11 protein-coding genes and 1 pseudogene are annotated in these 15,435 nt (G+C 50.0%); 10 read left to right on the top strand and 2 right to left on the bottom strand.

Going from position 1 to position 15,435, the window contains the following annotated elements; translation table 11 throughout:
* Nucleotides 1-226: 226 nt before the first annotated feature.
* The 6 genes from Q0X97_RS05700 (at nucleotide 227) to Q0X97_RS05675 (ending at nucleotide 8,875) form a co-directional block, all read left to right on the top strand.
* A complete protein-coding gene (locus Q0X97_RS05700) occupies nucleotides 227-877 on the top strand; it encodes an HAD-IA family hydrolase (protein ID WP_302066573.1) in 651 nt (216 codons plus the stop codon).
* A gap of 149 nt (nucleotides 878-1,026) precedes the next feature.
* Nucleotides 1,027-2,034, top strand: a complete 1,008-nt coding sequence (locus tag Q0X97_RS05695; RefSeq protein WP_302066420.1) for a S49 family peptidase — start codon at nucleotides 1,027-1,029, stop codon at nucleotides 2,032-2,034.
* 99 nt (nucleotides 2,035-2,133) lie between these two features.
* The gene (hrpA, locus tag Q0X97_RS05690) at nucleotides 2,134-3,531 is read left to right on the top strand and encodes an ATP-dependent RNA helicase HrpA (RefSeq protein ID WP_302066419.1); all 1,398 of its coding nucleotides are present in this window, start codon (nucleotides 2,134-2,136) and stop codon (nucleotides 3,529-3,531) included.
* 117 nt (nucleotides 3,532-3,648) lie between these two features.
* Entirely contained in the window at nucleotides 3,649-4,251 is a 603-nt protein-coding gene (locus Q0X97_RS05685; RefSeq protein ID WP_302066418.1) for a hypothetical protein, read from the top strand.
* A gap of 183 nt (nucleotides 4,252-4,434) precedes the next feature.
* Complete coding sequence (locus Q0X97_RS05680; RefSeq protein ID WP_302066417.1) at nucleotides 4,435-7,326, top strand: DUF3418 domain-containing protein; 2,892 nt, start codon at nucleotides 4,435-4,437, stop codon at nucleotides 7,324-7,326.
* 79 nt (nucleotides 7,327-7,405) lie between these two features.
* On the top strand, nucleotides 7,406-8,875 hold the full coding sequence (locus Q0X97_RS05675; protein ID WP_302066416.1) for an AAA family ATPase: 1,470 nt from the start codon (nucleotides 7,406-7,408) through the stop codon (nucleotides 8,873-8,875).
* A gap of 630 nt (nucleotides 8,876-9,505) precedes the next feature.
* On the opposite strand, the gene Q0X97_RS05670 is transcribed toward Q0X97_RS05675, so the two are convergent.
* A complete protein-coding gene (locus Q0X97_RS05670) occupies nucleotides 9,506-10,747 on the bottom strand; it encodes a hypothetical protein (protein ID WP_302066415.1) in 1,242 nt (413 codons plus the stop codon).
* A gap of 334 nt (nucleotides 10,748-11,081) precedes the next feature.
* On the opposite strand from Q0X97_RS05670, the pseudogene Q0X97_RS05665 reads away from it, so the two are divergent.
* Together Q0X97_RS05665 and hemG are read left to right on the top strand one after the other, a co-directional pair.
* Nucleotides 11,082-11,473, top strand: a pseudogene (locus tag Q0X97_RS05665) (carboxymuconolactone decarboxylase family protein); the annotation flags it as partial.
* Nucleotides 11,474-11,634: 161 nt separating this feature from the next.
* Nucleotides 11,635-12,180, top strand: a complete 546-nt coding sequence (gene hemG, locus Q0X97_RS05660; RefSeq protein ID WP_302066414.1) for a menaquinone-dependent protoporphyrinogen IX dehydrogenase — start codon at nucleotides 11,635-11,637, stop codon at nucleotides 12,178-12,180.
* A gap of 77 nt (nucleotides 12,181-12,257) precedes the next feature.
* Here the strand turns inward: hemG and hemL are convergent, their stop codons facing one another.
* Nucleotides 12,258-13,541 carry a glutamate-1-semialdehyde 2,1-aminomutase gene (gene hemL, locus Q0X97_RS05655; protein ID WP_302066413.1) on the bottom strand — a complete coding sequence of 428 codons (1,284 nt, stop codon included), beginning with the start codon at nucleotides 13,539-13,541 and terminating at the stop codon, nucleotides 12,258-12,260.
* Nucleotides 13,542-13,675: 134 nt separating this feature from the next.
* Between hemL and Q0X97_RS05650 the strand changes: the two genes are divergently transcribed.
* Together Q0X97_RS05650 and Q0X97_RS05645 are read left to right on the top strand one after the other, a co-directional pair.
* On the top strand, nucleotides 13,676-14,506 hold the full coding sequence (locus Q0X97_RS05650; protein WP_302066412.1) for a mechanosensitive ion channel family protein: 831 nt from the start codon (nucleotides 13,676-13,678) through the stop codon (nucleotides 14,504-14,506).
* Nucleotides 14,507-14,533: 27 nt separating this feature from the next.
* Entirely contained in the window at nucleotides 14,534-15,433 is a 900-nt protein-coding gene (locus Q0X97_RS05645) for a tyrosine-type recombinase/integrase (protein WP_302066411.1), read from the top strand.
* Nucleotides 15,434-15,435 lie beyond the last annotated feature (2 nt).

The raw sequence follows: 15,435 nt of genomic DNA, 5'->3' as shown, positions 1-15,435 counted from the left end.
CAATGCTTACATATGCCGGCAAGAATCTTGCCGACATCTTCGGGCAAGGTTTTACGGAGCGTGAGGCCGTCTGAAAACAGCAAACCCGAAGTCGTATTTTTTCAGACGGCCCCAACCCGTGCCAACTGCGGAAACCCACCCTTACGCCCATTAGAGATTCCAATAATCCCGCTGTATAATCAACCATCTGATGCAGCAGCAACCCGCCTACCGACAGGACGACACCATGAAACCCAAACTGATTATTTTCGATTGGGACGGCACGCTCGCCGACACCACCGGCCCGATTATCAACACCTTCCAACACACCTTTACCGATTGCGGCCTGCCTGCACCCGAAGCCGACACGATACGGAGCTTAATCGGTTACAACCTTATTACCATCATCCATCGTCTGATTCCCGATGCCGACCAGCATCTGAAAGAACAACTGGCCGAAACCTACGCCCACCATTATCTCAACCCCAACAACCACAACATGCGCCTCTTCGACTCCGCCCTGCCGTGCCTGCGCACCTTAACAGAACAAGGCTACTGGTTGGCCGTCGCCACCGGCAAAGGCCGCATCGGACTGGACAAAGCCATCGCCCAAACCGGCACGGCGGATTTCTGGCTGGCCACCACTTGCGCCAGCGAACAGCCTTCCAAACCCGCACCCGATATGGTTTTCAAACTGTGCGACGAACTGGGGCTGCAACCCGCCGACAGCGTGGTAGTCGGCGATACCGTTTACGATCTGGAAATGGCCGCCAACGCCGGCGCACCCGCCATCGCCGTAGCCACCGGCGCACATTCCGCCGCACAACTGGCCAAACAGCCCTGCTTGGCCGTCTTAAAAGATTTATCCGCACTGCCCGAATTTTTAGCCGCTTTATAAGTCCCTAAACCAAAGGCCGCCTGAAAACCTTTTCAGACGGCCTCTTACCCGCAATCGGGCGAACCATGCCGTATGCAACCGTACGGGACGTGGAAATATCCGGTTACTTTGCTATACAATAGCCGCCATTCTGTTTATGGAACATCATCATGCAATATCGAATCCGTCGCGACGGCGACAACCCGTCCAATCCGCAAACGCCGCAGCAGGCCGACAACTGGGAGCGTAACACCCTGCGCGACGTGCTGCTCGAAGCCTACAAAGAACAACGCCGCGGCCGCTTTTGGCGCAACCTCTGGCGCGCCGTCGGAGTGCTGATCTTCTTAGCCGTCGTAGTAAATTCCTGCAGCAGCAGCGATGCCGGCAACAAGCTGAACATGGCCACCCGCACCGAAGACCATACCGCCGTGATTTCGCTCACCGGCATCATCGGCGGCGAATACGAAGACCAAACTGCGATGCTGCGCGACAGCCTGAAAGCCGCTTACGAAAACCACAAAGTGAAAGGCATCGTTATCCGCGCCAACAGCCCCGGCGGTTCGCCCGTGGTATCCAACACCGCCTTCAACGAAATCCGCAACCTGAAAGAACAATATAAAAGCAGAAACATTCCGCTTTATGTGGTTGCCGAAGACGTATGCGCCTCAGGCTGCTACTACATCGCCTCCGCCGCCGACAAAATTTATGCCGACCCCTCCAGCATCGTCGGCAGCATCGGCGTGATCGGCGGCGGCTTCGACCTCACCGGCCTGATGGACAAAATCGGTGTCAAACGCCGTCTGAAAACCGCCGGCAGCAATAAAGGCATGGGCGACCCGTTCAGCCCCGAAACACCGGAGCAAACCAAAATCTGGGAAAACATGCTTGGCGACATTCACAACGAATTCATAAAAGCGGTCAAACTCGGTCGCGGAGGCCGTCTGAAAGACAAACAATACCCCGACGTATTCAGCGGCAGAATCTACACCGGCAACGAAGCCAAACAAGTTGGCCTTATCGACGACTACGGCAGCATTTACAGCGTTGCCCGCGACGTAGTGAAAGCGCCGAAAGTGGTCGACTATACCCCCGAAGACAGCTTAAGCAAAATCTTCGGCCGCCGCTTAGGCACCGAAATCTCATCCGGCTTGCAAGAAGTGAGCAGCCGCATCTGGTAACGGGCCGGCAACTTCTATTAAGAGGCCGTCTGAAAAAGTTTTCAGACGGCCTTCTGTTATAATTACTGCCTTTGTTTTATTTGATTTTTTACACACACCATGCAGCAGCCCGACTTCACCCAAACGCTCTCCCGCGACCGCCATTTCCTGCAAAACGCCTTCAAAAACCCCAAACGTTTCGGCGGCATCGAAGCCGTGCAGAAAAAATACCGAAAATCGCATGACGCGTTTTTAAAACGCCAAGCCGCACTGCCCAAGCCGCAGTATGACGGTACGCTGCCGGTGCACGAGCGGTTGGACGACATCAAAACCGCCATTCAAAACAACCAAGTAACCATTATTTGCGGCGAAACCGGTTCGGGCAAAACCACCCAGCTCCCGAAAATCTGCTTGGAGCTCGGGCGCGGTGCGGCGGGTTTGATCGGGCACACACAGCCGCGGCGGTTGGCGGCGCGTTCGGTGGCGGAGCGGATTGCTGAAGAATTGGGCAGCAACATCGGCCAAACCGTCGGCTACAAAGTGCGTTTCAACGACAACACCTCGCGCGATGCCCATGTGAAGCTGATGACCGACGGCATTCTACTCGCCGAAACCCAAACCGACCGCTATCTTACCGCCTACGACACGATTATTATCGACGAAGCACACGAACGCAGCCTCAACATCGATTTTCTGCTGGGTTATTTGAAACAGCTACTGCCGCGCCGCCCCGATTTGAAAGTCATTATCACCTCGGCCACCATTGATGCCGAGCGCTTTTCCAAACATTTCAACGACGCGCCCGTGCTGGAAGTGAGCGGCCGCACCTTCCCCGTCGACATTCTCTACCGCCCGCTGCATTCGCAAGACGAAGACGAAGCGGAAATCGAGTTGACCGACGCGATTGTCGATGCCGCCGACGAGCTGGCGCGGTTGGGCAACGGCGACATTCTGGTGTTCCTGCCCGGCGAGCGCGAAATCCGCGAAGCCGCCGAAGCACTGCGCAAATCGCCACTGCGCCGTGATGATGAAATCCTGCCACTGTTTGCCCGTTTGTCGAACGCCGAACAGCACAAAATTTTCCATCCGAGCGGCAGTAAACGGCGCATCGTGCTGGCGACCAACGTGGCCGAAACCTCGCTCACCGTACCGGGCATCAAATACGTGATCGACACCGGCTTGGCACGGGTCAAACGCTATTCCGCGCGCGCCAAAGTGGAGCAGCTTCATGTGGAAAAAATCTCCCAAGCCGCCGCGCGCCAACGTTCCGGCCGCTGCGGCCGCGTGTCGGCCGGCGTAGCCGTGCGCCTGTATAGTGAAGACGATTTCAACACCCGCCCCGCCTTCACCGACCCTGAAATCATCCGCAGCAATCTGGCCGCGGTGATTTTGCGCATGGCCGCCTTAAAACTGGGCGATGTCGCGGCCTTTCCATTCCTCGAAGCACCCGACCAGCGTTATATCAATGATGGGTTTCAGGTGTTGTTGGAACTGGGAGCGGTGGAAGAGGCCGTCTGAAAAATGCCTAGGTTGGGCACAAATGCTTGGCCTATTTTTGAGCCACTACCGAAATTTGATTCAACACAGTGAAAGTGAGTTAGATAAATTTAGAATTTATCGAGGTAATAAGTAAGAATGAAAAATGCTGTTATATATATACATGGGAAAGGCGGAAATGTAGAAGAAGCTGAGCACTATAAAAAATTTTTTAGCGATAAATATGAAGTTATAGGATTTGATTATAAATCAGAATTTCCTTGGGAAGCTAAAGTAGAATTTCCAAAATTCTTTGATTCCATAACTCCTCAATATTGTGAAATTTCCTTAATAGCAAATAGTATAGGTGCCTATTATTCTATGCTGGCATTGGCGGATAAATCTATCAAAAAAGCCATGTTTATTTCACCAATCGTAGACATGGAAAAATTAATTTTAAACATGATGGCCAGGGCAAATGTATCAGAGGAAGAGCTATATAAAGAAAAAGTGATCGCAACATCCTTTGGAGAATCTTTATCTTGGGAATATCTTTCTTATGTTAGAAATCATCCGATAACTTGGAATATATCAACTAACATTCTTTACGCAGGGAATGATAAGATAACCTCTTTGGAAACAATGAAAAATTTTGCAAATAAAATCGGTGCAAATATGATGGTTATGAATAATGGAGAGCATTGGTTTCATACAGAGGAACAAATGACTTTCTTGGATAATTGGTTTAAGAAATTTATATAACAAATCCAAGTTTTATCGAAATAATACACAATCAAATAAAACACAAAGAAAAAATATAAAGAAAATGGCTAAGGTGTGGGCTTTAAATTCATTAGCCAGCCGTGGTCAGGCATTCATCCCCAACGAAAATTAAAAAATGAAATAAGGCAATGTCGGGCATAAATGCCCAACTACGACCCCATTATGCAAGACACAAAAAACAAACAGGTGGGAAACTCAAATATGCCGCCTGAAAACCTTTCAGATGACCTGAAAACTTCCATATCAAGCAAACCTCGCTACCGCCTAACCAAACTCGGCGAACAAATGGCACGCCTGCCCATCGACCCTAAAGTCGCCCGCATTTTGCTGGCGGCACAAAAGCACGACTGTATGGCGGAAATACTAGTTATCGTGTCTGCCCTGTCAATTCAAGACCCGCGCGAACGCCCGCTCGAAGCACGCGAAGCCGCCCAAAAGGCGCACGAACGTTTTACCGACAAGCAGTCCGACTTCCTCGCCTACCTCAATATTTGGGACAGCTTTCAGCGCGAGCGCGACAAAGGTTTGTCCAATAAACAACTGGTGCAATGGTGCCGCCAATATTTCCTTTCCCACCTGCGGATGCGCGAGTGGCGCGAGTTGCACCATCAACTCGCCGACATTGCCGTGGAAATGGGTTTGACCACCAAAGAGCAGGCTTTCAGACGGCCTCCTGCACAACCGCAATTGCCGTCTGCGACCGAAGGAAGTCCCTTGCGGAAAAACACCGGCGACCAAGATTTATCTGCCAAACTCAAACAAAAACAACTGGATAAAAAACAGCACCGCGCCCATATCCGTGCCGCCAAAGAAGCGGGCTACGAACAAATCCACCGAGCCCTACTGACCGGCCTGATTGCCAATGTCGGCATGAAATCGCCCGACGGCCACGATTACACCGGCGCACGCGGCTCGCACTTTCATTTGTTCCCCGCTTCCGCCTTGTTCAAGTCCAAACCCAAGTGGGTAATGGCGGCCGAACTCACCGAAACCACCCGCCTTTATGCCCGCGATGTCGCTGCCATCCAGCCCGAATGGATCGAGCAGGAAGCACCGCACCTCGTGCGCTACCACTATTTCGAGCCGCATTGGGAGCAGAAACGCGGCGAAGTCGTCGCCAGCGAACGCGTTACCCTCTATGGGCTGACCGTGCTGCCGCGCCGCCCCGTTGCCTACGGCAAAGTCGCCCCTGAAGAAGCCCGCGAAATCTTTATCCGCAGCGCACTGGTGGCGCAGGAATGCAATCTTCAGACGGCCTTTTTTATCCACAATAAAAAACTGATTAAAGAAATCAGCGAGTTGGAACACAAATCGCGCAAGCAAGACGTGCTGGTGGACGAAGAAGCTTTGTTTGAGTTTTACAACCGGCGTTTACCGCAGTTTTACGAGCCGTCTGAAAAGGTAGGTCGGGCATCCCTGCCCGACAACACAGGCCTGTCTGAAAACGTAGGTCGGATTCTCGAATCCGACAAAACCAAAACTGTAAGTCCCCAGCCCGACAACACCGCCCCCGTTTCAGACGGCCTTTCAGGTAGCCCGCGACACACAGGCCGTCTGAAAAAACCATTGCCCCTTGCCGACATCCGCACCTTCCAAAGCTGGCTTAAAACCGCCGAACGCGACAACCCGCGCCTGCTGTTCCTCACCCGCGAAGACCTCATGCAGCACGCCGCCGCGCACATCACCGAAGCCCAATTCCCCCACCATTGGCAAAACAGCGACGGCAAATTCAAACTCAGCTACCGCTTCGAGCCACACCACCCGCTCGACGGCGTAACCCTTACCCTGCCGCTCACCGTGCTCAACCGCCTCCACGCCCCCGCGCTCGAATGGCTCGTGCCCGGCATGTTGCGCGAAAAACTGCAACTGCTTATCAAAGCCCTGCCCAAACAAATCCGCCGCATCTGCGTGCCCGTGCCCGACTTCATCACAAAATTTTTAGAAAGCAACCCCAACCGCCAAGAGCCGATCATTCCCCAGCTCGCCCGTTTTATCGCCAAAACCGCCGGCGACATGCGCCTGCTCGAGCAAATCGACCAAGACGAATGGAGCACGTTCAAACTGCCCGAGCATTGCTATTTCAACCTGCGCATCATCGACGACGGCGGCCAAGAGCTTGCCACCGGCCGCGATTTAGCCAAACTCCAACAAGAGCTAGGCCAAGCCGCCGCCGTAACCTTCCGCGACAACACCCAAGAATTCGAGCGCGACAACCTCACCAACTGGGACATCGGCACCCTACCTGAAAGCATCAAATTCGCCTGCGGCAAACAACAGCTCACCGGCTACCTCGGCCTGCAAAAAGAAAAAAACAACACCATCGCCCTACGCCTGTTCGACACCCCCGAAGCCGCCGAACAAGCCCACCGGCAAGGCGTGATCGCCCTCATGCAGCTCCAGCTCAAAGAGCACATGAAAGACCTGGGCAAAGGCATACAAGGTTTCACCCAAGCCGCCATGCTGCTCAAACACATCAGCGCCGACACCCTGCGCGACGACCTCACCGCCGCCATCTGCGACCGCGCCTTTATCGGCGACGACGAGTTGCCCCGCAGCGAAAAAGCCTTCAAAGAACAAATCAAACGCGCCCGCAGCCGCCTGCCCGCTGTCAAAGAAGCCATGAGCCGCTACCTGCAAGACACCGCCGCCGCTTACGCCGAACTCAACGGCAAACTCGGCAAACACCCGCTCACCCACCTGCTGCGCGAACGCACCCAAACCCTGCTGTCCACCGGATTCGCCGGCCGCACCCCCTGGAGCCAATGGCCGCGCCTACCCGTCTACCTCAAAGCCATGACCCTGCGCATGGAAAAATACAGCACCAACCCCGCCCGCGATGCTGCACGCGAAGCCGATATCCAGGAGCTAGAACAGATGTGGCAAGACAAGGTTCAATCACTTTTGAAACAAAATCAACCCGTTTCAGACGGCCTCAAGATGTTTAAATGGCAAATAGAAGAACTGCGCGTGTCGTTATTTGCGCAGGAGTTGAAGACACCGTATCCGGTGTCGGTGAAGAGGTTGATGAAGGAGTGTGACGGGTTGAATAAGTAGATTTCAGGCAGCCTGAAAATTATTATTTCAGTTAATATACTGTTTTAAAATATACTTTGGAATATAAGCCAGGTGCATTATGAAAATTACCCAAATTATTATTGAAAATTTTAAATCCTTTGCCAATCGGACTGTACTCAATACAGATAAACCTATCGTATGTTTTGTAGGAGAAAATAATACTGGCAAAACAACAATTTTCCGAGCATTAGATTTTTTACGTAATGGCGTTGTAAAAGATACAACAATTACAGATTATAAAAATATTCATCGCCAAGATCATAATTTATCTGTTGAAATTACTATCCAAGGTAATTTAACTGCTTCAATTACCAATTTTGCAGAAGAAAAATATCTAAATTATATTGAAAGGGATCATAACGGTAATGAAAAAATGCGGTTACGTAGAAGTTCCGAAGTTATCACTATTACTCAAAATAATAGGCAAATTGAATTAAATGAAAAGAAAATTTGTATTTATAACCCAAACACACAACAATTTGAAAACCCAACAGGTTTTGATAAAGCAATCGGCTCTCTGTTTGATAATATTTTTGTATGGTCAGAAATGAATGCTGATGATGTTGTGGATTTTGGCAGCACCAAGATTTTTGGTAAATTATTAAAAGAAGTAAGTAATCAATTTGAACAAAGCCAGGATTGGGCTGATTTTACAACAGCACATCAAATAGCATTTGTTACAGGCGCAAATTCATTACGTAATCAATCGCAAAATTTAATGTCTGAAGTAGAAAGTGCGTTAAGTAACTTTTATGGAAATGCACAAATTAAACTTGATTTTTCAATTCCTGATCCAGCATCTTTTATTAAATTAGGAAATGTAATAATTGATGATGGAATGGAAACCCCACTAACTGAAAAAGGTAGTGGAATGCAACGTGCATTTGCATTGTCCGTAATTAAAGTATATGCAAATTATCTATGTACCCACCCGGCTAACCCTAATTTAATAAAGCCATTATTTTTCTTTATTGATGAACCTGAAATTTCATTACACCCAAAAGCACAATATATGTTAATTAGTGCATTGAATAACATTTCAACACAACAACAAGTATTTATTACTACGCACTCTGCTTATTTATTAAGTATGTTCCAAAATCAAAATACTGCAATTTTGATAACAACAAAAAATAATCACCAAAATTCAGTTGTTCCAGTAGCAAATATGAATACATTTCCATTTTCACCAACATTAGCAGAAATTGAATACTTTGCATTTGATATTATTTCTAATGATTTTCATAATGAATTATATGGGTTTATTGAAGAAAAAATTATAAAAAAAGGTTTTAATTTTGATGCTTGGTTAAATACAAATTGCAGTATTCAAATCAATAAAACACGTACTAGAATTAGACGCAATGGTAGTCATGTTCGTGAAAATACAACGTTAATGACTTATATTCGACATGCTATCCACCACCCTGAAAATACCTTAAATCCAAATTTTACAGAAGTAGAATTACAACAATCCATTCAAGAAATGTTGAATATTCTGCAGGATCCTAATTTTTTAGCATTATAAATTTAGAAAGAAACACCATGCTCGAACTTCCCCGAAGCAAGCCGTAGCCTGCATGAAACTTAAAACCCATATGTAGGGTGTCATCCGCACGCACGCGTTGTTTGGATTTTTAGCACGCGTAGGTTGGGTTGAAAACCCAACATTCATTTAATTCTTCCATAGTTATTATTGTTGGGTTACGCACGAGGCTAACCCAACCTACGCATAAACAGTAAGGCCGTCTGAAAATGCTTGCCACAAGATTTTCAGACGGCCTTTGCTATATAGGCACTCGTTGGAAGTTAGATGTAACAAGCTATTTATTCTCTTCTAACACAATGGGTTCGAAGTCAAAGGTGTACTCCATAATTTCACCGGTTGCGACGTGTCTGTGGGCTTGCGGTTCGATTTTTAGATATTTGACCGTGAACATTTTGTTTTCTGTGGGTTTGGGAACGGGAGTGAAAACGCTTGTGATGAAACGCATGTTTGGCAGGCTGAACAATAATGCTTCTACTTTTACTGTGCTGTTTGCTCCTGATTTGTCCGTATTATAGTTAATCAAATTAATTTTTAATACAAGGCAGCAAGCTGAAGACAGTACAGATAGTACGGCAAGGCGCAGCAACGCCGTAGTAAAAGTTAAGTTGATTAACTATAGCCGGCATATATGTTGGTAATCGTTGAGAGCAATATTGCATAGCTGGTTGAGCAAAATGATTGATAGTGTTGAATTTGTGGATCTGATTCACTGTTTCGCTGCAACCACATGAATGTGTTTTGCCATTTAAAAACATCGGGCACGCTTTTGACCTTTATGCCGGAAGTGATGGGGCAGCTGAGGCTGGCCAGTTCACTGGGATAGTGGTCGGGGAGCGGAGCTTGGTCTTTTTGATCTTTTGATAAGTTATCGTAATTTTCAAATAAATTGCGCAAGCTGGAATCATAGTCTGGATAAATGCCGGATGAGAAATGTGGGTAGTCTTCGGCGATAACCGCAGGCGCTTTCCACAAGGTTTTAGTTGGCGTGGAAAGTGAAAATTCTGCTTGATGTGTGCCGGGCCGGATGCGGAGGGTGTAATCGGCAGTTTGTGAGCTTGGTTTCAAAAACCAAATGTTATTAGCAGTGTACTTTTCCCATATATACGAACCGTATTGAAAACGGTCGGGTAAATCGTGATCGCGCAGGGTGTTGCCATTTTCGTCAATGTGGGTATTTAGTTTGGCTTTGCTATTTAGCTCGCCTTCTATTGCAAATAAGGTATCTGCACTGACAGGTACTTCCTTTGGAAGTGGAATATAAGGAATACCGGATAGAGTTTCTGTGGTAAACGCTGCACCGAATGGTAAATAGCGCTTCTTTTCGTCATCATTAGCACGTTGCCATTGGCTGTATTTTAAAATACCCACGCCCAGCAAAATCAATGCAGACACACCAAGCCACGGGAATACTTGCTGTTTTATAGAACGGGAAAGATCAACCCGCTGAGCTGCACAGAGCAATATCAAGGAAATACCCCATAATACTGCGCCCCACCCCCATGAAATAACCATGGCCCTGCTGATGAGTAACCAGTCAAATTCAGAGAAGAAAAATGTGCAGCAAGCTAAAAGCATCATTATTATGGTTGCTAAAATTCGCGGCCCGGCATAGAGCTCCTCTTTTCGAGACAACCTGAATACTATATGCATATAAAATAAATTGGCATATACAGCCCAACCTCCGGGTACAACAGCCCAGCCAAACAATAAGCCATAAAGAAAGATTTGATAGCCATAAATTGCTTCATAATTTGCATAAAACCCCGGCAACATGAATGAACAAATCATAAAACATAGAGAAATCTTTAATAATGTCGGTGAATGGTGCAGTTTAACTTGCTGTTTATTCATTTCTATATATAAACGAATGCTAATATGCCAATTATATAATCTCTGCTGGCCGGATACCAATGCGTAATGAATTTAGCCGATCCTATATATTTCAATTTATTTGAACTCCGAAAGCTGTCTGAAATCGTTTGTTCAAATAAACAAGCCAGTATAGCCTGTATGAAATTTAAAACCCATATGTAGGGTGTGTGCCATCAGCACGCACGCGTTGCTTGAATTTCCTATAACTAACTGCGTGCGTGGCTTGCGCCACACACCCTACCAGCCACTATTGGTCCAATACAGCAGTTGATCTGTAGGAACACAAGGCCGTCTGAAAATTCTTGCTAAGATGTATCAGGAAGTGGGCTTGTTAAATGCCACCACCAGCCTGACGGCAGGCGAGCGTGAGGTAGTGCAGATTAAGGCGGCGGTGCTGAATGAGTGGGGTTTCTACAAGGCGAAGCATACTGCTTTGAGTACGAAAGAAGAATTTGTTGGAGCCGCAAGCAATTGAGGCTTTGCGCCATATGCGGGCGTTGGACATCCCCAAACTCAACCGCTTAACCTTGTTTACTCAAGCAGTCATTGCAACAAAAGCAATGTGAGTGATGCTGAGTTGCAGGCGTTTTTGATGCGTGCTATAACGAGCAGCAGGCTTTGGAAGTGGTGTTGGGCGTGGCATTGGCAACTTTGTGCAACTACGCGAATAATCTGGCACGTACGGAGATCAACGAGCAATTGTAGCCTTTTGCTTGATAAAAAACTGTTTGATATGTTTAAAGAGGCCGTCTGAAACATTGTTTTCAGACGGCCTCTGTCGATTTATTGCTCATTTCTTTTACCCTAATCCACAGTATAATCCCACCGTTATCAGCAATCCCTCCTTGCCGGAAAGAAGCGGTGCCATGATGTCAGCTACTTTGATTGTTTATTCGACTGTCGACGGCCATACGTTGGCAATCTGTCGGCGCATTGCCGAAATATTGGAAAAGCATGGCGAGGAGACAGTATTGGTGGAAATCGGCGGGGCAATAGAAATGGATTGCTGTCGTTTTGACAAGATAGTCGTCGGGGCGAGTATCCGCTACGGCGGCCACCGACCTGTTTTATACCGGTTTATCGACCACCACCGCGCCGATTTGGAACGAGCGGCTTCGGCGTTCTTTTCAGTGGGAGCGGTAGCGCGTAAACCCGGCAAGGATACGCCTGAAGGCAATCCGTATTTTGCCAAGTTTGTGCGTAAGGGCGGCTGGGCTCCGCCGTTGGCTGCGGTGTTTGCGGGTAAAATCGACTATCCGAAATATTCGCTGCTTGAAAAGTGGATTATCCGCATGATCATGCATATCACTCACGGCCCCACGGATATTTCCGGTACGTTTGAGTTTACCGATTGGGCGGCGGTAGAACGTTTTGCCGAACGGATAGCGGCAGCGGAGCCGACGCAGATATGAACAGATATGAACGGAGAGGCCGTCTGAAAATGTTTTTTCAGACGGCCTCTTCAATGCTTAGGTTAAGTTAGAGCGGGCTACTTCGCCATCTCGGCAAACACTTCTTTGGCCGTGGCAACGGTTGCTTCCACCAGCTCGGGCGTATGCGCGGCCGACATGAAGCAGGCTTCGTAGGCCGAGGGGCCGAACGCCACGCCGCACTCGAGCATGCCGTGGAAGAAGCGTTTGAAATCTTCGATGTTGGAGCGGGTCATGTCGGCATAGCTTTGCGGTGTGTTGTCGGCAAAGTAGAGGCCGAACATGCCGCCGACGTAATCGGCGCTGAAGGTAACGCCGGCTTCTTTCGAGGCCGTCTGAAAACCTTTAACCAGTTGTTCGGTGAGCTTGGCGAGGTTCTCGTAGAAGCCTTCGCGCTGGATGATTTCGAGGGTTTTCAAACCGGCGGCCACGGCCACGGGGTTGCCCGACAATGTGCCCGCCTGATACACGCCGCCGAGCGGGGAGATGCAGGCCATGATGTCTTTGCGGCCGCCGAACGCCGCCAACGGCATGCCGCCGCCGATCACTTTGCCCATGGTGGTTAAGTCGGGCTTGATGCCGTGCAGCGATTGCGCACCGCCCAAAGCCACGCGGAAGCCGGTCATCACTTCGTCGTAAATCAACACTGCGCCGTGTTGTTCGGTAAGCGAACGCAGGGCTTTGATGAAGTTTTCAGACGGCCTCACCAAGTTCATGTTGCCGGCAAACGGTTCGAGAATCACGCAGGCGATTTCGCCGCCGATTTTGGCGAAGGTTTCTTCGAGTTGGGCGACGTTATTGTATTCCAAAACCAGCGTGTGTTTGGTGAAATCTTCGGGTACGCCGGCGGAACTGGGGTTGCCGAATGTGAGCAGACCGCTGCCCGCTTTAACCAGCAGGCTGTCGGAATGGCCGTGGTAGCAGCCTTCGAATTTGATGATTTTGTCGCGTTTGGTAAAGCCGCGCGCCAAACGGATGGCGCTCATGGTGGCTTCGGTGCCGGAGCTGACCAAGCGCAACTGTTCCACGCTGGGCACGAGTTTGGCGATTTCCTCGGCAATCACGATTTCGGCTTCGGTGGGCGCGCCGAACGACAAACCGCCCAATGCCGCTTCGCGCACGGCTTCAATCACTTCGGGATGGGCGTGGCCGACAATCGCAGGCCCCCACGAGCCTACATAGTCGATATAGCGGGTATCGTTTTCGTCCCACACATACGCTCCTTGTGCTTTTTTGATGAAGCGCGGCACGCCGCCGACGCTGCCGAATGCGCGCACGGGCGAGTTGACCCCGCCCGGGATGATGTTTTTGGCGCGGTTGAACAATTCTTCATTACGGTTCATAACAGGCTCCTTAGTAAATAATCGATATTCTAACAGCTTTATCGGACGGCGTTCCAAGCGGGAGATATGGTATATTCCCCCTGCCCGCGGCCGTTTTTTTCAGACGGCCTCTCCGACCAAAATTTAATCATGATATGAATAATATAGAAAAACTCGGCAACAGCATTTATCACAGCCTCGACCATTATCAGGCCATGACTGCCGGCATCCAGAGCATGATCGAAGCCTTCTGGCTGCGGGTGCCTTATCTGATGGTGGCTTTGACGGTATTCATACTGTTTTGGTTTGCATCCAAGCTGTTTAAGTATTTGGCGGTCAAACTGCTTTCCCGCCAGTTGAGCAACCGCATGAATTTGCTGCTGGTGTTGAAGCGTATCGGCAGTGCGCTGATTGTTTTTGCCGGCTTTCTCGCCGCCATGATGATTGCCATTCCCGATTTCACACCGGCACAGTTGATCAGCGCGCTCGGCATCGGCTCGGTGGCCATCGGTTTTGCTTTCAAAGACATTTTTCAAAACCTGCTTTCCGGCATTTTATTGCTGTTGAGCGAACCGTTTAAAATCGGCGACCGCATTTCGTCCGGCGGCTTCGAGGGCACGGTGGAAAGCATCGAAATACGGGCAACCACGCTGCGCACTTATGACGACCGGCGCATCGTGATTCCCAATTCCCAATTGTTTACCTCCCCCGTTACCGTCAACACCAGCAGCGGCCGCTACCGCCAAAGCACCACGTTTACACTGCCTGCCGGTTTGAATGCAGAGGCCGTCAAACAGCAGATTATCCGTACGGTCGAACAACAGTGCGGCGACAATGTTTCCGACCCCGAAATCGCCGTTACCGCCGTTTCCGACAGCTCGGCCACGTTGGAGCTGCGCTGGTGGGTGCGGGGGATTGCCGACAACAACCGCGTTCTCGACGAAGTGCTGTCGCATATCCATCCCTTATTGAAACAGCAGGCTTAGCCAACTATTTTTCAGACGGCCTCTCCCATGCAGCTTTCCCGTTTACCCGATTTCCAACAGCAATACCTGCAAACCCTGCAACGGCAGGGCAAATCGCAGCACACGGTTGATGCATACCGGCGCGATTTGGCGCAACTGTTCCGCCTGCTGCCCGACAACGCCGGTGAAGAGCCGCCGCACCGCCGCCATTTTGTCGCCGCCCTGAAAAAACTTTCACAGCAAAACCTGCACGAGCGCAGCATGGCACGGAAACTTTCGGTATGGCGGCAATATTGCGGCTGGCTGGTGCAAAACGGCCTGCTCGAAGCCGACCCGACCCACAACCTCAAAGCCCCCAAGCCGCCCGAACGCCTGCCCAAAGCCATCGAACAGGAAACGCTCAACAACCTGCTCGACAACGACTCCGACAGCGAAGCCCTGCGCCTGCGCGATCATGCTATTTTCGAGCTGATGTACGGCAGCGGCCTGCGCCTGAGCGAAGTCCACGGCTTAAACCTGAATGATATTCTGCTCGACGAAGGCTGGGTGAGCGTGCTCGGCAAAGGCAACAAACAACGCCGCGTGCCGTTAAGCGGCAAAAGCATCGAAGCCGTCCGCACCTACCTCCCCCACCGCGTCGCAAAAGGAGAGGAAACCGCACTGTTCACCAACCGCCTCGGCAAGCGGCTCGGCTGCCGCCAAATCCAAAACCGCCTGCGCGAATGGGCGTTGCGGCAAGGCAGCCCGCAGCACATTTCGCCGCACATGCTGCGCCACAGCTACGCCAGCCATCTGCTGCAATCTGCCAAAAACATCCGCGCCGTGCAGGAACTCTTGGGGCACAGCAATTTATCGACCACCCAGATTTACACCAAACTCGATTTCGACCATCTCGCCGCCGTGTATGACGATGCTCACCCGCGGGCGAAGAGAAAGAAAGAGCAATAACG

The sequence above is a fragment of the Neisseria sp. MVDL19-042950 genome, assembly GCF_030504625.1.
Taxonomy (GTDB): Bacteria; Pseudomonadota; Gammaproteobacteria; order Burkholderiales; family Neisseriaceae; genus Neisseria.
This window is presented reverse-complemented; position numbering and strand designations above follow the sequence as displayed.